At 39.2% G+C, this 17,616-nt stretch carries 16 protein-coding genes; 1 reads left to right on the top strand and 15 read right to left on the bottom strand.

The window, feature by feature from the left end:
- Nucleotides 1-33: 33 nt before the first annotated feature.
- From tolA to ABN217_RS04900, 6 genes are all read right to left on the bottom strand, one after another.
- Nucleotides 34-1,101, bottom strand: coding sequence for a cell envelope integrity protein TolA (gene tolA, locus ABN217_RS04925; protein WP_196553416.1), 1,068 nt, complete (start codon nt 1,099-1,101; stop codon nt 34-36).
- A gap of 27 nt (nt 1,102-1,128) precedes the next feature.
- Nucleotides 1,129-1,554, bottom strand: a complete 426-nt coding sequence (gene tolR, locus ABN217_RS04920) for a colicin uptake protein TolR (RefSeq protein WP_072070589.1) — start codon at nt 1,552-1,554, stop codon at nt 1,129-1,131.
- A gap of 22 nt (nt 1,555-1,576) precedes the next feature.
- Entirely contained in the window at nt 1,577-2,263 is a 687-nt protein-coding gene (gene tolQ, locus ABN217_RS04915) for a Tol-Pal system protein TolQ (protein WP_072070590.1), read from the bottom strand.
- On the bottom strand, nt 2,263-2,658 hold the full coding sequence (gene ybgC, locus ABN217_RS04910; RefSeq protein ID WP_072070591.1) for a tol-pal system-associated acyl-CoA thioesterase: 396 nt from the start codon (nt 2,656-2,658) through the stop codon (nt 2,263-2,265). Before ybgC ends, tolQ begins: the two co-directional genes overlap by 1 nt.
- Nucleotides 2,659-2,968: 310 nt before the next feature.
- Nucleotides 2,969-3,376, bottom strand: a complete 408-nt coding sequence (locus ABN217_RS04905; protein ID WP_196553417.1) for a hypothetical protein — start codon at nt 3,374-3,376, stop codon at nt 2,969-2,971.
- Nucleotides 3,366-4,736 carry an MFS transporter gene (locus ABN217_RS04900; RefSeq protein WP_349459141.1) on the bottom strand — a complete coding sequence of 457 codons (1,371 nt, stop codon included), beginning with the start codon at nt 4,734-4,736 and terminating at the stop codon, nt 3,366-3,368. The genes ABN217_RS04905 and ABN217_RS04900 overlap by 11 nt, the downstream gene beginning before the upstream one ends.
- 89 nt (nt 4,737-4,825) lie before the next feature.
- On the opposite strand from ABN217_RS04900, the gene ABN217_RS04895 reads away from it, so the two are divergent.
- Complete coding sequence (locus ABN217_RS04895; protein ID WP_349459140.1) at nt 4,826-5,713, top strand: LysR family transcriptional regulator; 888 nt, start codon at nt 4,826-4,828, stop codon at nt 5,711-5,713.
- A gap of 89 nt (nt 5,714-5,802) precedes the next feature.
- On the opposite strand, the gene ybgE is transcribed toward ABN217_RS04895, so the two are convergent.
- The 9 genes from ybgE to ABN217_RS04850 form a co-directional block, all read right to left on the bottom strand.
- Nucleotides 5,803-6,087 carry a cyd operon protein YbgE gene (gene ybgE / locus ABN217_RS04890; protein ID WP_349459139.1) on the bottom strand — a complete coding sequence of 95 codons (285 nt, stop codon included), beginning with the start codon at nt 6,085-6,087 and terminating at the stop codon, nt 5,803-5,805.
- Entirely contained in the window at nt 6,087-6,200 is a 114-nt protein-coding gene (cydX, locus tag ABN217_RS04885) for a cytochrome bd-I oxidase subunit CydX (protein WP_004244425.1), read from the bottom strand. The genes ybgE and cydX overlap by 1 nt, the downstream gene beginning before the upstream one ends.
- A gap of 12 nt (nt 6,201-6,212) precedes the next feature.
- Nucleotides 6,213-7,370 (bottom strand): cytochrome d ubiquinol oxidase subunit II, encoded by a 1,158-nt coding sequence (gene cydB / locus ABN217_RS04880; RefSeq protein ID WP_088493410.1) that lies wholly within the window; start codon nt 7,368-7,370, stop codon nt 6,213-6,215.
- Nucleotides 7,371-7,384: 14 nt separating this feature from the next.
- Nucleotides 7,385-8,953 (bottom strand): cytochrome ubiquinol oxidase subunit I, encoded by a 1,569-nt coding sequence (gene cydA, locus ABN217_RS04875; RefSeq protein ID WP_088493411.1) that lies wholly within the window; start codon nt 8,951-8,953, stop codon nt 7,385-7,387.
- Nucleotides 8,954-10,429: 1,476 nt separating this feature from the next.
- Complete coding sequence (gene sucD / locus ABN217_RS04870; protein ID WP_072070202.1) at nt 10,430-11,299, bottom strand: succinate--CoA ligase subunit alpha; 870 nt, start codon at nt 11,297-11,299, stop codon at nt 10,430-10,432.
- Entirely contained in the window at nt 11,299-12,465 is a 1,167-nt protein-coding gene (gene sucC, locus ABN217_RS04865) for an ADP-forming succinate--CoA ligase subunit beta (RefSeq protein ID WP_072070203.1), read from the bottom strand. Before sucC ends, sucD begins: the two co-directional genes overlap by 1 nt.
- 161 nt (nt 12,466-12,626) lie before the next feature.
- Complete coding sequence (gene odhB, locus ABN217_RS04860) at nt 12,627-13,832, bottom strand: 2-oxoglutarate dehydrogenase complex dihydrolipoyllysine-residue succinyltransferase (RefSeq protein WP_109410020.1); 1,206 nt, start codon at nt 13,830-13,832, stop codon at nt 12,627-12,629.
- A gap of 13 nt (nt 13,833-13,845) precedes the next feature.
- On the bottom strand, nt 13,846-16,650 hold the full coding sequence (gene sucA, locus ABN217_RS04855) for a 2-oxoglutarate dehydrogenase E1 component (RefSeq protein WP_197269422.1): 2,805 nt from the start codon (nt 16,648-16,650) through the stop codon (nt 13,846-13,848).
- A 243-nt stretch (nt 16,651-16,893) separates the two neighbouring features.
- Nucleotides 16,894-17,610 carry a succinate dehydrogenase iron-sulfur subunit gene (locus ABN217_RS04850; protein WP_006537662.1) on the bottom strand — a complete coding sequence of 239 codons (717 nt, stop codon included), beginning with the start codon at nt 17,608-17,610 and terminating at the stop codon, nt 16,894-16,896.
- Nucleotides 17,611-17,616: the final 6 nt, after the last annotated feature.

The following is a 17,616-nucleotide window of genomic DNA, read 5'->3' as shown; positions in this document are numbered from 1 at the left end:
AATTAGTGTATGTTTTCCTACAATCAGACAGTTTTAGGGTTTAAACTCAATTACTGATGATTTTACTTGTTCATAGACATCTTTTGGTGGCTTCGGTAATTTCGCTGTATTTGCGGCTCGCAATGCCACTTGGCATAATGCCGCATCACCACCTACAATATTCGCATTAATTAACATCCCATCAGGTGCAATACTAATTCTCAACTCACAAGTACGTCCTTTATACAACTCAGGATCGATAAACTTCTGTTCTATTGCAACTTTGAGCTGACCTTTATAGCGATCGACACCTTCACCATTTGCACCAGTGCGATTTCCACCACCTTGACCCGCAGCTGAAGCTCCGCTTTGTTTGCTACCATCAGCCACTAAACCATCAAGCAGACTATCTACTGCTTTACTTTGCTGTTGAGCTGCTGCTTTTGCTTTAGCTTCTGCAGCGGCTTTTGCTTTTGCCTCAGCTGCAGCTTTGGCTTTAGCATCGGCTTCGGCCTTTGCTTTAGCATCTGCTTCAGCTTTTGCTTTCGCATCAGCTTCGGCTTTCGCCTTAGCTTCTTCTGCTTTTTGTTTTGCTGCTAATTCTGCTTGTTTTTTCGCTTCAGCTTCTGCTTGTTTTTTCGCATCTGCTTGTTCTTTTAAGATGCGATCACGTTCTGCTTTCGCTTGTGCGGCCGCTTCTTCAGCAACTTTTTGTTCTTCTTTCGCTTTGGCGGCAGCTAACGCAGCTTCACGTTTTTGAGCCTCTGCTGCCTCTTTTGCTTGTAAACGTTCAACTTCTAACGTTTTCAAACGTTCTTGTTCTTTCATTTGCTGCTGACGCAACTCTTCTTCTTGTTGCTCTGCACGCGCTTTACGTTCTTGTTCTGCTTTTTGGACGTTAGCCTGTTGCGCTTTTTGCTGGTTATACTGTTGTACTACAGCATTAGGATCGACCATAATAGCATCAATAACTTGCCCGCCTTCACCACCGCCACCACCTAAATCCCACTTCTGAGTTAATGACCCCCAGATAAGCAATGCGATAACAAGCAAATGTAAGGCAGTAGACAAGATAACTGAACGGCTCAATTTACTTCGGATTGGCTTCGTCTTCTTTCCCACGCTATTATCCAAACTTATTTCAACCTATTACATAGGCTGAGTCATTAAACCTACAGATTTAACACCTGCTTGACGTAACATGTTGAGCGCTTTAATTATCTCATCATAAGGAACATCTTTAGCACCGCCAATCAGAAATATAACTTTCGGATTTTTTTCCAATTGTCGTTTAGCTTCAGCCATAATCTGTTCTTGAGGCAATAATTCTAATACTTCTTGATCAACACGAATATTATATTGCCCAATTCCTGCAACCTCGACAATCACCGGGGGATTATCACTGGTTGAAACTGTTTGTGTATCTGTTGCTTCAGGAAGATCAACTTCAACACTTTGCGAAATGATAGGCGCTGTTGCCATAAAAATAAGCAAAAGCACTAACAATACGTCAAGCAAAGGAACAATGTTAATCTCTGATTTTACGCCTCGGCGGTTACTGCGACCTCGTGCCATCAGCTATCTCCTTCTGCGTTAACTATTTCTTTTCTGCTGAGGCAAAAGCTTGGCGATGTAAAATCGTCAGGAACTCTTCCATAAAGTTATCGTAACTTTGTTCCAGTTTAGTTACACGCTGCGTAAACCGGTTATAAGCCATAACTGCGGGGATCGCCGCAAATAAACCGATAGCTGTTGCAATCAACGCTTCAGCAATGCCGGGTGCGACCATTTGTAATGTTGCTTGTTTAACACTACCTAATGCAATAAATGCATGCATAATCCCCCATACGGTACCAAACAGGCCAATATATGGGCTGATAGAACCAACAGTACCAAGGAAAGGAATATGAGTTTCTAGTGATTCTAATTCACGATTGAAAGAGACTCGCATTGCTCTTGATGCACCATTTACAACTGCATCAGGGGCATGAACGCTTGCTTGATGTAAACGTGCAAACTCTTTAAAACCGGAATGAAAAATTTGCTCTGAGCCTGATAACTCATCACGACGAGCTTGGCTATCTTTATATAAACGAGCCAAGTCAGTACCTGACCAGAATTTATCTTCAAAATCTGCAGCTTCACGATCAGCGGCATTCAGAACTTTAGTTCGCTGAATAATAATCGCCCAAGATGCAATAGAAAATCCGATTAAAATCAACATGATCAACTTAACTAAAAGCCCTGCTTTTAGAAAGAGATCGATAACATTCATGTCAGCCACTACTTAAACTCCGCGATAATGGACTTAGGAAGCGCTACAGGCTTCATTTTTAATGAATCTACGCAGACAACAAGCACATCTGCGCTACACAAAACATAACCATCTTGATTAATAAGCTTTTGAGAAAATGTCATTGAGGCGCCACGTAATGTGGTAATTTCACTTTCTACTTGTAAAAGCTCATCAAGTCGAGCTGGTGCAATATATTCTATTGATAATTTACGTACAACAAATACAACATGATCATACTCCCGTAAATCATGCTGATGAAAACCTTTTTCTCTGAGTAGTTCTGTTCGGGCGCGTTCAAAATATTTTAGATAGCTGGCGTGATAGACTACACCACCGGCATCAGTATCTTCATAATAAACACGAACAGGCCAAAGAAACTGCATAATATCTTCCTTACATTTTCCGAGTTAAGTCCATAAATAATTAAGCTATAAGTCACTTAACTATACTTAAGAGGTAGCTCTAAGGGAATCATAGTAACGTAAAGAATAGAAAACACAGTTTTCAGGCGCCAATCATAAACTCTTCTTTGCAACACGCAATATGCTTTGTGCTCTGAATAGAAAAAATATTTTCATTAAGACAGCATAAAAATGCTTGCTAATTAGAAATTCATAGATTGTCTTATTTATTAGTATTATTTTTAATGGCATAAAAAAACCAGTTTTAAAACCGGTTTTTTATATAAATCAATTAATTATTTATGATTGGTGTCTCATGGAGGTAGTGCCACTGCCAACTCATTTCATGAGAATTGCGTCTCAATAACGCCACTGACTCTCGCATAAGAATTTTCTTATTTTCACTGTGTATTTCTTGATATCTGACAATCGCCAAACAATCTGATTGATAAATTATTTTATAATCATCCGTTTTTATTTTCAGACCTCTTCTTTTCCCTGCATTTTCTCTGAACATCACAATAACATCATCATAACTCACTGCTTTTCCGTTGATCCCAACCATCGAAAACTCACTAGATAAAAGATTTTCTATCTTAGTTATTGCATCAACAGAAAGTGGAAATTGTGTAAAAACAGCTTCAATCTCATCATGCAAAGATTTAATGCTTTCTATAATTAAACCGGTATTAATTTTCATCTTTTATTTCCTGTGCAATACTTTTTTTCTTTAATGTAAATAATAGTGTGAGAGGCAATATGCCAATTAAAGCGCATATTAAAAATGTCATGTTATAAGCAGTTTGTGGTAAACAAAAAAGAGAGAAAATATTAAATAACATAGCAACAACGGTTGCTCCGACACTAAAAACGACCTGTCTATTAATATTCCAAATAACACTGGCTTGAACTAATTTCTGTGAATTAAAATCATATAAAGCCGTTGTTTGCGCAGTATTAGCACCAATTCCGCCACCAATCCCGATAACTAGATAAGTAATAATTAATAAAAGTATATCAGTATTACTATTTACAAATATTAATAATGCAATACCTGCACTGTGTAATAATAGAGCAAAAATAAATAAACGTTTCATGCCCAATTTATTATAAAATACGCCACTTATTGTCATTGAAATAAAAGCCCCAAGTGCATATAACAACATGAAAACACCTGTGCCTTGAGCAGTAAATTTTAAATATTGTTGTAAATAAAAAATCGCAAGAATATTTACACCTGTAAAAACACCAGGAATACAGTAATAAATAAAAATAGAGATCGATAAGTTTCTATTTTTTAATAGTGCTAAATTAATAACTGGAGATGTATGGCGTCGATAATGATAATAATAAAGTACTGCAAAACATACCGATAATACAGCTATGACTAATGCAAGTAATGTTGAGTGATACTCCCCATAAGCCGATAGAGCAAACAACCCTGATACAATGAGCAAACTAATAAGAATGATACCTTTAATATCCGGTGTAGCATTTTCTTTAGGTAATGGCTCTTTTACCCAAATAAAGGCTAAAAATGCGGTTAGCAATGAGAAAGGAATATTGCTATAAAATACCCAACGCCAAGAAGCCATATCAACAATAAATCCACCTAACGTAGGCGATATTGCAGGAGCAATTAAAGCTATCGCCATAATGATCGTAGATATTTTGCTTCTTTCATGTCCTTGAAAATATTGAAAAGTTAGTGCTTGTCCAATTGGGATCAATAATCCACCACTAACACCTTGAATAAAACGCCACAAAATAAGCTCACTAAATGAATCTGAGCTTCCCACTAGCTCCACAGACAAACTAAACATCAGCATCGATGTCACCATCAATGCTCTAATTCCAAAACGCTGTGATAACCAATGACTTAATGGAATGATTAACGTCAACCCCAAGATATAGCTATTTGAAACCCAAGTCACTGAAACAATGGAAATTTGCATATCATCAGCGAGTGCAGGTAATGCAATTGCTGACATAAAAATATTAATACAATCTATAAAGAAACCGAGTAGAAATATAGCTGCAATTTGATAGCGGTAAGTCATAAAAATCCTCCGTGCATAGAGTACGGAAGATTGACGAATTTCGTCTATCTGACAAAATAGAACTTATTGTTTAATCAGAGTAAACAATCATGCAAAATCAAATTGATCGAATTCGCTCTTTTATTGCTGTTGTTGATACCGGATCATTTACTCAAGCAGCGAAATATTTGCGCTTGAGTAAATCAATGGTGAGTATTCATATCAAAGCATTAGAAACAGAGTTAAATGTCTCATTACTCAATCGTAATACTCGTCGATTTACGCTGACAGAGACTGGCGAGATGCTTTATCAAGATTTCCGCCAAGTGTTAATTCAGTTAGAGCAAACATTAGATAAAGCAAGATTGGGTCAGCAGGAACTACAGGGATCGTTGCGATTAAGTTCAACGGCTGAATTTGGTGAATATTATATTTTACCGTTACTTAGTCAATTTATGCAATTACACTCAAAGTTGAAAGTACAGTACACCTTTAATTCTTCCATTGAGGATTTAATAAATCATAAGTTAGATTTAGCTATTCGTTTAGGTACATTAAAAGACAGTAATTATCGCTCAACCAAATTGGCTAATTACGAGATAAGTTTAGTTATTTCACCTGATTTGTTGCAGAAATTCTCGATAAAAACCATCAACGACTTAAGTGCTATTCCCTATTTAGCAAACAGTAATTTACGTCAAAGTAAACTATCAACTTCTGCACAGTTTAGTGCCCTGCTCTCTCAATTAGCGCAAGATGCCTATTTTGAAACTAATACTATTGCCGCATTAAAAAAGATGGCTCTTGCACATTCTGGGATGACTATTTTGCCACATTGGTATATTCATCAAGAATTATTAGAAGGCCAATTAGTCGTACTGTTTCCTGAATACTCATTATTAACGCAGTCCGTGAATATTATTTTTCCTTATAGTGAACACATACCCAGAAAAGCACGTTTATTTATTGATTACTTAAAAGAGAATATTCATTTATAAAAACAAAAAGATAGATAATATTGATAGGATCCTTAGATAACAAAATACCTTATTTCTTTTTCATATAATGAGCAGAAATAAGGTATTTTTTAAAAGAAGAAATAACTTAACCCTACAACTAAAACAATAATTACAGGGATTGGGTGCAATAAACATTTTGCAATTACATGTTTAGGACGAAATGCTAGGCCAAAAGTCGCCCCCGCACAAACCGACCAAATAAGAAGGATACCTTGCCAAATTGCCAATGAACTGGTGTTCGCCGCAAATCGGCTAGGATCCCACATAACACAAAATGCCATCACCAACGCCATGATTAAAACAAGAGCCCTAATAGGGCCCTTGTCTAGTAGTTGGTAACTTTTATCCAACATTATTCTTCACTTTCTGAAGTTTTTTTCGCTTCAGCATGCTCGTAAGCCAGTCCTGCGATCACCGCAATACTACAAGCGAAGAGTGTGCCGAGAAGCCATGCAAAATACCACATTCTCTATGCTCCTTAGTAAAGAGTATGATTATTACCTTCGATAAATTTCTTATCGAGGCGACCATGCATTTTCCAGTAACACCAGATAGTGTAAAGGAGAACGATAGGTACAAAGATAATCGCAACAACTGTCATGACTTGCAGAGTAAACAAGCTAGAAGTTGCATCCCACATTGTTAAGCTCACATCTGGGAACGTGCTTGAAGGCATCACAAATGGGAACATAGTCACACCACAAGTCAGGATAACACAAGCAATAGTCAGTGAAGTGAACAGGAATGCCCAACCACCTTTATTTGCTTTAGTTGCAACAATCGCCAGTAAAGGAGATAACAGACCTAATGCAGGCAATGCCCACAATACTGGATAATTGTTGTAATTAGTCATCCAAGCACCCGCTTCATGAGAAACGGTTTTCAGTAGTGGAGATGATGGACCTGCTGTATCAATAGCGCTTGTAATAATAAAGCCATCGATACCATAGATTAACCACACACCTGCTAATGCGAATGCGATGAAAGTAATTAATGAGGTAATGTAAGTTGTTTTACGAGTACGCTCATGTAATTCACCAGTAGTACGCATTTGAAGATAACTTGCACCATGTGCAACAATCATCATTAAGCTAACCACACCTGCTAGTAAACCATATGGGTTTAACAGACTTAACAGGTTAATCAGCGCATTAGTCGTGCCGTTATAAGATACACGTTGCATGCTATCGACTTCTAATGGAACACCTTGTAACAGGTTACCAAAAGCAACACCGATAACTAATGGTGGAACGAAGCTACCAATAAAGATACCCCAATCCCACATACCACGCCATTTTGGAGATTCTAGTTTAGAACGGTAGTCAAAACCGACTGGACGGAAGAATAATGCCGCCAATACGAAGATCATACCAAAATAGAAACCAGAGAATGCCGCAGCATAAACCATTGGCCATGCAGCGAATAATGCACCACCTGCTGTGATTAACCAGACTTGGTTACCATCCCAGTGAGGTGCAACAGAGTTAATCAAAATACGGCGTTCAGTGTCATCTTTCGCGATAACGCGCAATAACACACCGACACCCATATCAAAACCGTCAGTGACTGCAAAGCCAATCAGTAAGATACCAATCAGTAGCCACCAAACAAATCGCAATACTTCATAATCAAACATAGTGGACTCCTGTGTTACTTACTTTGTGCAGAAGAAGCGTTCTTCTGTTCAAAGTGATAGCGACCCGTCTTCAGGCTACTAGGCCCAAGGCGACCAAATTTGAACATCAGGAACATTTCGGCAACTAAGAACAGAGTATACAGACCACAGATAAGACCCATAGATACTAGGATATCAGCCTGTGTCAGTGAAGAAGTTGCTACAGCCGTAGGCAGGATTTCACCAATCGCCCATGGTTGACGTCCATATTCTGCAACAAACCAACCTGCTTCAACTGCGATCCATGGTAATGGAATACTAAACAGTGCAGCACGCAGTAACCATTTGTAGTTACCAATACGGTTAGACAGAACAGTCCAGAAGGAAATCGCAACAACCAGTAACATCAAGAAGCCAGCGGCAACCATGATACGGAATGACCAGAACAGTGGCGCGACATTAGGAATAGTATCTTTTGCAGCAGATTTGATTTGCTCTTCTGTTGCATCAACAACCTTATCAGTATAACGCTTCAGTAATAAGCCATAGCCTAAATCTTGTTTAGCGTCATTAAATGCAGCACGAATAGCAGGATCAGTATTACCTGAACGCAGTTCGCTTAATAATTCGTAAGCTTTCATACCGTTACGAATACGAACTTCATGCTGACTCATCAGATCATTAAGACCTAATACAGGCGTATCGAAAGAACGCGTTGCAATAATCCCCATCACATAAGGAATTTGTAATGCAAACGAGTTTTCCATTTTTTCTTGATTAGGGAATGCAATCAGATTAAATGCAGCTGGAGCCGCTTCTGTATGCCATTCACCTTCAATTGCAGCCAGTTTGGTTTTTTGTACGTCACCCATTTCGTAACCAGATTCATCACCCAGCACGATAACAGATAATACAGCTGCGATACCAAAAGTAGCGGCAACTGCGAAAGAACGTTTTGCAAAACCGATGTCACGACCTTTGAGCAGGTAGTAAGAGCTGATACCCAGAACAAAGAATGCACCAGTACAGTAACCAGCAGCGACGGTGTGAACAAATTTAACTTGAGCGACAGGGTTTAAAACCAGATCAGCAAAACTCAACATTTCCATTCGCATGGTTTCAAAGTTGAAGTCTGCAGCGACAGGGTTTTGCATCCAACCATTCGCAACAAGTATCCACAGTGCAGAGAAGTTAGAACCGAAAGCAACTAACCAAGTTACCATCAAGTGCTGCTTCTTACCTAAGCGATCCCAGCCAAAGAAGAACAATCCGACGAAAGTTGATTCTAAGAAGAACGCCATCAGACCTTCGATTGCTAAAGGCGCACCGAAGATATCACCGACGTAATGAGAGAAATATGACCAGTTAGTACCAAATTGGAACTCCATGGTCAACCCAGTTGCGACACCCAGAGCAAAGTTAATACCGAATAACTTACCCCAGAACTTTGTCATATCTTTGTAAACTTGTTTACCCGACAGAACATATATCGTTTCCATGATTGCCAGCATAAACGCCATACCTAACGTTAACGGGACAAACAGGAAGTGATACATCGCTGTTAAGGCAAACTGTAACCGTGACAGTTCGACAATATCAAACATCTTGACTCCTTGCTCCTAGCAGGAAGACACCGACTTGCGGCAACCCGACTTTATTAAATTATAAAGCCTCATAACTACCAACAATAAATGCCTCTAAAAACAACAACGAATATTAAAGACCAAAAACACAATACCTTACAAATAGTACGCTTATATTTACATATAATAAATATATTTTGCGTGACCCAGATTTGAATTCTGAGCTTAGGTCAACAATACGACTTTTAGGTTTGTAACAGCATATTTGATCGTGTGCCAATTTAAGCATATTCAGAAAATTTTGCCACAATTAATAACTTGACCCACATCAAAAAAACACTTTAATGTTAACTAGTTGCGAATAAATTACCCAATAGTTACCATTGTGTTAATGCAATGTTGTTTTTATTTTTAAGTGTAATTTATCTCCTTATATTTTCCATAATAAAATTAACTTTTTATTTTCATAAAAGCCCTAAAAATAAACACTTTTAGTTGTGTTTTATTAATTTTAATATCAAAATCATTTTTTTGCAGGTAAAAAATAAATATTTAAAAAAAATAATCTATTAATTAATGGGTTGAAATTTACAAAAGTGTAAATACAGAAAATGACATCTAGTTAATTCGCCAAATAAAAATAAAAATAAAATCTAATAGTGATTGTCTATTTTTAATATTAATGACTGCTTATTTTGTTTTTTATTTCAGATAAGTAAACTGTAACTAATTTATATTATATATCTAAAATATAAATCAACAATTCAATAAAATTGAAAATAATCTTTTAAATCAATAGAATAAAAAACACTAACTCAGCCAAATGAAAAAGGAAAATAATCTTTCTTTATTGTATTTTATTATTTTTGTAGAACATTTCTTACAACAATCATAAGTGTTTCATCATTACACTTGATAGGTATAAAAGAGCCTAGTTTCGGCTTTAATCCTCTTTTTGATGCCCTATCATAATAAAAGAATATTTTCTCAGACAACCTTCTTTACCAGCCCCCCTTTTCACTTATCCATTAACATGTTTAAAAAAACATCTTCGCAGTAAAAACCTGCCTTACAGCGATGTTGAAGCGGAAATTTAGGGACTATTGTTACGATGTTTATAGAAAAGAGCATGATGTTCACAACATAAAATAACTATTTATTTTCTTTTTCTAGTCCATTTTTCACCTAAAAACATGCATTTAAAATATTATTTTTAACAACGAAGAATGGATACAAACAATATTTATCGTTATTTCCAGTTTATGCAAAAAACTTAGAAAAAGAAAAAAGAGCGATTACGCATAGAGATCAAAATTTAAAAAAATCGATTTAAAACAAATGATTAGCCTTAATTCATATAGATATTTGATATGTTAATCATAATACTCGATATAGATATAAATATTTAAATGAAGCTAGATATAAAAATGCCAGCTTCCTATTAAGAAACTGGCATTTAAGATAGTATCAATATGAAATTATTAACAGTATCGTTACTTACTTGATCATTGATTTAATAGCTTCACCAATATCGGCCAAGCTACGCACAGTTTTAACACCCGCAGCTTCAAGAGCAGCAAATTTCTCATCTGCTGTGCCTTTACCGCCTGCAATAATAGCTCCCGCATGTCCCATGCGTTTACCTTTAGGGGCTGTCACACCAGCAATGTAACCTACAACTGGTTTAGTCACATGATCTTTGATATAAGCAGCTGCTTCTTCTTCTGCTGTACCACCAATTTCACCGATCATCACAATTGCTTCTGTTTGTGGATCTTCTTGGAATAGCTTCAGAATATCAATAAAGTTAGAACCTGGGATTGGGTCACCACCAATACCAACACACGTTGATTGGCCTAAACCAACATCTGTTGTCTGTTTAACTGCTTCATACGTTAATGTACCTGATCGAGATACAATGCCAACTTTGCCTGGTAAATGAATATGGCCAGGCATAATGCCAATCTTACATTCACCCGGTGTGATTACACCAGGACAGTTAGGGCCAATCATACGTACGCCTGCTTCATCTAATTTTACTTTTACTGTTAGCATATCCAAAGTAGGGATGCCTTCTGTAATAGTAATGATGAGTTTAATGCCTGCCTCAATCGCTTCTAAGATTGAATCTTTACAAAATGGCGCAGGTACATAAATAACTGTCGCAGTTGCCCCCGTTGCCTCAACAGCTTCGCGTACAGTATTAAATACTGGAAGTCCTAAATGCGTAGTGCCACCTTTACCTGGCGTAACACCTCCAACCATTTGTGTACCATAAGCAATTGCTTGCTCAGAGTGGAATGTTCCTTGGCTACCAGTAAAACCTTGGCAAATTACTTTGGTGTTTTTATCGATTAAAATAGACATTATTTTGCCTCCGCTGCTGCAACAACTTGTTTCGCGGCATCAGTTAAGCTTTTAGCTGCGATAATATTTAATCCACTATCCGCTAATTTCTTGGTGCCTAACTCTGCATTGTTTCCTTCAAGACGAACAACCACAGGAACATTAACGCCAACTTCTTCAACTGCGCCAATAATACCGTCTGCGATTAAGTCACAACGAACAATACCGCCGAAAATATTGACTAATACAGCACTGACATTTTCATCTGACAAAATAATTTTAAATGCTTCTGTTACACGCTCTTTTGTTGCACCACCACCCACATCGAGGAAGTTAGCTGGTTCGCCACCGTGAAGTTTAACAATATCCATAGTACCCATTGCTAAACCAGCACCATTAACCATGCAACCAATGTTGCCATCTAATGCAACGTAGTTCAGTTCCCATTGTGCAGCTTGCGCTTCTCGCGGATCTTCTTGCGATGGATCGTGCAGTTCACGCATTTCAGGCTGGCGATATAATGCATTGCTATCTACGCCTAATTTGCCATCTAGACAAATCAGATCATCTTCTTTAGTGATAACCAAAGGGTTAATTTCAATTAGCGCAAGATCACGCTCTAAGAAAATAGTAGCTAATCCCATAAAGATCTTAGCAAATTGACTGACTTGCTTACCTTTTAAACCTAGTTTAAAAGCCAGTTCTCTTCCCTGATAAGGCATTGGGCCTGTCAGTGGATCAATAATTGCGCGATGAATAAGTTCTGGCGTTTCTTCCGCTACTTTTTCAATTTCTACGCCGCCTTCAGTTGAAGCCATAAAGACAACGCGACGGGTACCACGGTCAATAACCGCACCAAGATAAAGCTCTTTAGCGATATCAGTTGCAGCTTCAACCAAAATCTGTGTAACAGGCTGACCGTTAGCGTCTGTTTGATAAGTCACTAAACGTTTGCCTAACCATTGTTCAGCAAATGCGCGGATCTCTTCTTTAGATTTAACGACTTTTACGCCGCCCGCTTTACCACGTCCACCCGCGTGAACCTGACATTTCACGACCCAAGGGCCTTGACCGATTTTTGATGCAGCTTCTTCTGCCTCGCGCGGCGTGGAGCAGGCGAAACCAGCAGGAGCTGGTAATCCATACCGTGTGAAAAGCTGTTTTGCCTGATACTCGTGTAAATTCATGATGTTCTATCCATAATCTTGTTGAAAGTCGGGCTTTCTTATTTTTTTGACTATAAGCCAGAGAAATCTGACTTCACGAACACACTGTACTTCTTTGATGCTTGTGTCTGTTGCTAAGTAGGCAGGAGGAGCATCTCCTGCCTAAAAGCGGTATTTATTACCTATACATCAAGTAATAAACGGGCTGGATCTTCTAGCATCTCTTTGACGGTTACTAAGAAACCGACAGACTCACGACCGTCAATTAAACGGTGGTCATAAGATAGAGCCAGATACATCATTGGTAGAATAACAACCTGACCATCAACGGCCATTGGGCGATCTTTAATAGCATGCATCCCTAAAATGGCACTTTGTGGTGGGTTGATAATAGGCGTTGACATTAATGAGCCGAAAACACCACCATTTGTAATAGTAAAGTTACCACCCGTTAAGTCTTCAACGGTCAACTTACCATCACGACCTTTTACTGCTAATGCTTTGATATTTTTCTCAATATCCGCCATGCTCATTGCATCCGCATCACGTAATACTGGTGTTACCAGGCCACGAGGCGTTGATACCGCAATACTGATATCGAAATAGTTGTGATAAACCACATCTGTGCCATCAATAGAAGCATTCACTTCTGGGTAGCGTTTCAGTGCTTCAACAACCGCTTTAATATAGAAAGACATAAAGCCTAAACGGACACCGTGGCGTTTTTCGAAAGCTTCGCCATATTGAGCACGTAAATCTTTGATTGGTTGCATGTTGATTTCGTTAAACGTTGTCAACATTGCAGTAGTGTTTTTCGCTTCTAATAAACGTTCTGCAACACGTTTGCGTAAACGTGTCATTGGAACACGTTTTTCACTACGGTGAGATAACAGCGCTTGAGGCGCTTCTTCAACAGGTTTCGTTGCCGTTTTATTTGCAACATGGCCTTCGATATCTTGGCGAGTTAAACGACCACCTACACCGCTACCTTTCACATCAGCAGGATTAACATCGTGCTCTGCCACTAAACGACGCGCTGTTGGGCTTAATGCATCGTTATTGCCTTTTTCAGCAATGTCAGCACTTTGACGTTGTGCAGGTGTGCTATCTTGAGCTGGTTTCACATCAGCAGGAATACCGGTGCTATCACCTAAACGAATGCGTCCGAGTAATTGGCGTGAGCCAACAGTAGCGCCTTCATCTTCAAGGATACTTTCTAATACGCCCGCTTCACTTGCAGGAACTTCTAAAACAACTTTATCTGTTTCGATTTCAACCAGCACTTCATCGCGTTGAATGCTATCACCAGGTTTTTTATGCCAAGTTGCGACCGATGCGTCAGCAACTGATTCAGGGAGATCCGGTACTAGAATGTCTACACTACTCATTTTCTATCCTTATTTATTCAACTTTCAGTGCGTCTTCAACCAGAGCTTTTTGTTGCTCCTGATGAACAGAGGTATAACCAACTGCTGGAGAGGCTGATGCAGGGCGTCCTGCATAACGTAATGTTGCGCCCGTAGGGATCGCATCACGGAAATTATGCTGGCTGCAATACCAAGCCCCCTGATTTAAAGGCTCTTCTTGACACCAAACAAAATCTTTCACATGGGAGTAAGATGCTAGAATTTGTGCAATATCTTCGTGTGGGAATGGATACAGTTGTTCAATACGAATAATGGCAACGTTGTTTTGCTCATTAGCACGACGTTGTTCTAATAAATCGTAGTAAACCTTACCTGAACACATCACAACACGTTTTACATCAGCCGGTTTTAAATCATCCATTTCACCAATTACAGGTAAGAATTTACCATTGGCTAATTCATCCAATGCAGAAACTGCTAATGGGTGACGTAACAGTGATTTTGGTGACATTACGATAAGTGGGCGACGCATACCACGTAATGCTTGGCGGCGTAACATATGGTAAACCTGAGCAGGCGTTGATGGCACACAAACCTGCATATTTTGCTCTGCACACAGTTGCAGATAACGCTCTAAACGTGCAGAAGAGTGTTCAGGGCCTTGGCCTTCATAACCGTGTGGTAACAGCATCACTAAACCACACATACGACCCCATTTTTGCTCACCAGAGCTAATAAATTGGTCGATAACGACTTGAGCAACGTTTGCGAAGTCACCAAATTGCGCTTCCCAAATCGTCAATCCACGAGGCTCTGTTGTTGCATAACCATATTCAAATGCAAGAACAGCTTCTTCTGTTAATACAGAGTCCCAGACATTAAATTGCCCTTGAGCATTATGAATATTAGCCAATGGAACATAAACAGAACCATTAGTTTGATTATGAATAACGGCGTGACGGTGGAAGAATGTACCACGACCGGCATCTTCACCAGAAAGGCGGATCGTAATACCTTGGTCAACTAAAGTTGCATACGCTAATGTTTCCGCAGCACCCCAGTCGAGCAATTTCTCACCTTCTGCCATGACAGCACGGTCAGCGTAAATTTTCTCAACACGAGATTGCATCACGATTTCTGACGGGACAGTACTCACACGACGCGCTAAATCTTGTAAACGTGTTTGCTCTACTTTATGTGGATACTCTTCATTCCATTCGTGATTTAAATACGGCTCCCATGTGTAAGAATGCAGCCCCATTGGGCGATATTCTTCAACAACACAATCACCACGATCTAGTGCATCACGATAGAGATTAACCAGTTCAGTCACATCATTGGCATCAAGCAGTGATTGAGCAACCAGTTTATCTGCATAAATTTTACGTGGTGTTGGGTGTTTCTTGATTTTTTGATACATCAGAGGCTGAGTCGCATTTGGCTCATCCGCTTCGTTATGGCCATGACGGCGATAACACACCAAATCAATCATTACGTCACGTTTAAAAGTATTACGGAAATCCAATGCAAGACGAGTTACAAAAGCAACGGCTTCAGGATCATCGGCATTAACGTGGAAAATTGGTGCCTGAACCATTTTCACAATATCAGTACAGTATTGTGTTGAACGAGCATCTTTTGGATTTGACGTGGTGAAACCAACTTGGTTATTGATAACGATACGAACTGTACCGCCAACTTCATAACCACGCGCTTGCGACATATTCAAGGTTTCTTGAACAACACCTTGACCAGTTACCGCCGCATCACCATGAATTGTAATAGGAAGAACCATATTACTACGCGCTTCATCTAAACGATCACGACGAGCACGAACAGAACCGATAACAACTGGGCTAACAATCTCTAAGTGAGAAGGGTTAAAGGCTAATGCTAAATGAACTTGAGCCCCTTCCGTTGCAAAATCGGATGAAAAACCTTGGTGATATTTAACGTCACCAGTTCCCAAATGCTCTTTATGGATCCCCGCAAATTCATCAAATAAATCAGCAGGTTTTTTACCGAGGATATTAACCAAAACGTTTAAACGTCCGCGGTGTGCCATACCAAGAACCACTTCACGAGTGTCTTGTTTACCGGCATGACGGATTAAATCTTTCAACATAGGTACTAATGCATCACCACCTTCTAAAGAGAAGCGTTTCGCACCTGGGAATTTCGCACCTAAATAACGTTCTAAGCCTTCAGCAGCTGTTAGCTCTGTCAGGAAGCGTAACTTTTCTTCTTTTGTAAATTGGTCTGCAACATTAACTGATTCTAAACGTTGTTGGATCCAGCGTTTTTCTTCAGTATTAGTGATATGCATATATTCAGCACCGATTGAACCACAATAAATGCGTTTCAGGGCCTCATATAAATCACTTAATTTCATGGTTTCTTTGCCGATAGCAAAAGAACCGACGTTGAAAGTTTCTTCAAAATCTTCTTTAGTCAGATTATGGAAAGCAGGATCTAAATCTGGAACAGATTCTTGTTTCCATAAACCAAGTGGGTCGAGGTTCGCATTTTGATGGCCACGGAAACGAAAAGCATTGATGAGCTGCAAAACTTTGACTTGTTTTGAGTCCGTTGCCGGATCGCTTACCGAGGTATGATATCGAGTGGATTCTTTTGCGAGGCGTCTGAAGTAGTCGCGGGTCTGAGAATGCGACTGCTCTATGCCTTGACTTGCGGGCAGTTGTTGAAAAATCTCTCTCCAACTTTCGTCAACAGAGTTTGGGTCAGTTAGGTAATCTTCATAGATATCTTCTATGTAAGACTGATTCTCTCCTGCTAGAAATGTTGATTCTAGCCAGTCCTTCATTGCGCCGTTCTGCATTATGATCCCTTAAGCTATACAGCTTTAGTTCGCCGTGGATAACTAATACCGTGATTAAACGGTGTCGATTGCAAGGTTCTCTCATGACCCGCTATCTCGCAGGTTCTTTAAATATGGAGCTTTAGCTCTCAAGGAACCTTTAAGCACTGTCTAACAGTGTTTAAAGGTGCCTTACTATTTACCGCAAACGTCTAACTTAGTTTTTCCATTAACCGCCCTAACTATTTTAGGGCGGTTATTATTTTATGCACTACGTTTTAACAACATCGACTTAATATGGCCAATCGCTTTTGTTGGATTGAGTCCTTTAGGACATACGCTGACACAGTTCATAATGCCATGACAACGGAATACGCTGAACGCATCGTTAAGATCATCAAGGCGAGATTCTGTTTCTGTATCGCGACTATCAATCAAGAAACGATATGCAGCTAACAATCCAGCTGGCCCGATAAACTTATCTGGATTCCACCAGAATGACGGGCAAGATGTTGAACAACAAGCACAAAGGATACAATCGTAAAGTCCATCAAGCTTTTCACGTTGTTCTGGTGACTGTAAGTTCTCACGAGCAGGAGGATTTTTGCCATTATTAATTAAATACGGACGAATTTTCTCATACTGTGTATAGAACTGAGTCATATCCACTATTAAATCACGAATTACTGGTAAACCGGGTAACGGTCTGATCACAATTTTCTTACTTCCTTTCTGTAAAGATGAAATAGGTGTGATACAAGCCAAACCATTTTTACCATTCATGTTCACGCCATCAGAGCCACAAACACCTTCACGGCAAGAACGACGGAACGATAAGGTAGGATCTTTTTCCTTTAATTGAATTAATGCATCCAACAGCATCATGTCACGCCCTTCTGGAACTTCGAGGGTGTAATCTTGCATATGCGGCGCATTATCAACGTCGGGATTGTAACGATAAATCGAAAATTCAAGTTTCATATTTAA

It is taken from the genome of Proteus sp. fly-1067 (genome assembly GCF_040139345.1).
Classification (GTDB): Bacteria; Pseudomonadota; Gammaproteobacteria; order Enterobacterales; family Enterobacteriaceae; genus Proteus; species Proteus vulgaris_B.
This window is presented reverse-complemented; position numbering and strand designations above follow the sequence as displayed.

Excerpts from the sequence above, each read along its gene's own strand:
- sucD (WP_072070202.1), bottom strand. The coding sequence starts at position 11,299 with ATGTCTATTTTAATCGATAAAAACACCAAAGTAATTTGCCAAGGTTTT.
- sucA (WP_197269422.1), bottom strand. The coding sequence starts at position 16,650 with ATGCAGAACGGCGCAATGAAGGACTGGCTAGAATCAACATTTCTAGCA.
- cydX (WP_004244425.1), bottom strand. The coding sequence starts at position 6,200 with ATGTGGTATTTTGCATGGCTTCTCGGCACACTCTTCGCTTGTAGTATT.
- ABN217_RS04850 (WP_006537662.1), bottom strand. The coding sequence starts at position 17,610 with ATGAAACTTGAATTTTCGATTTATCGTTACAATCCCGACGTTGATAAT.
- ABN217_RS04900 (WP_349459141.1), bottom strand. The coding sequence starts at position 4,736 with ATGACTTACCGCTATCAAATTGCAGCTATATTTCTACTCGGTTTCTTT.
- odhB (WP_109410020.1), bottom strand. The coding sequence starts at position 13,832 with ATGAGTAGTGTAGACATTCTAGTACCGGATCTCCCTGAATCAGTTGCT.
- cydA (WP_088493411.1), bottom strand. The coding sequence starts at position 8,953 with ATGTTTGATATTGTCGAACTGTCACGGTTACAGTTTGCCTTAACAGCG.
- ABN217_RS04895 (WP_349459140.1), top strand. The coding sequence starts at position 4,826 with ATGCAAAATCAAATTGATCGAATTCGCTCTTTTATTGCTGTTGTTGAT.
- sucC (WP_072070203.1), bottom strand. The coding sequence starts at position 12,465 with ATGAATTTACACGAGTATCAGGCAAAACAGCTTTTCACACGGTATGGA.
- tolR (WP_072070589.1), bottom strand. The coding sequence starts at position 1,554 with ATGGCACGAGGTCGCAGTAACCGCCGAGGCGTAAAATCAGAGATTAAC.
- ybgC (WP_072070591.1), bottom strand. The coding sequence starts at position 2,658 with ATGCAGTTTCTTTGGCCTGTTCGTGTTTATTATGAAGATACTGATGCC.
- ybgE (WP_349459139.1), bottom strand. The coding sequence starts at position 6,087 with ATGTTGGATAAAAGTTACCAACTACTAGACAAGGGCCCTATTAGGGCT.
- cydB (WP_088493410.1), bottom strand. The coding sequence starts at position 7,370 with ATGTTTGATTATGAAGTATTGCGATTTGTTTGGTGGCTACTGATTGGT.
- ABN217_RS04905 (WP_196553417.1), bottom strand. The coding sequence starts at position 3,376 with ATGAAAATTAATACCGGTTTAATTATAGAAAGCATTAAATCTTTGCAT.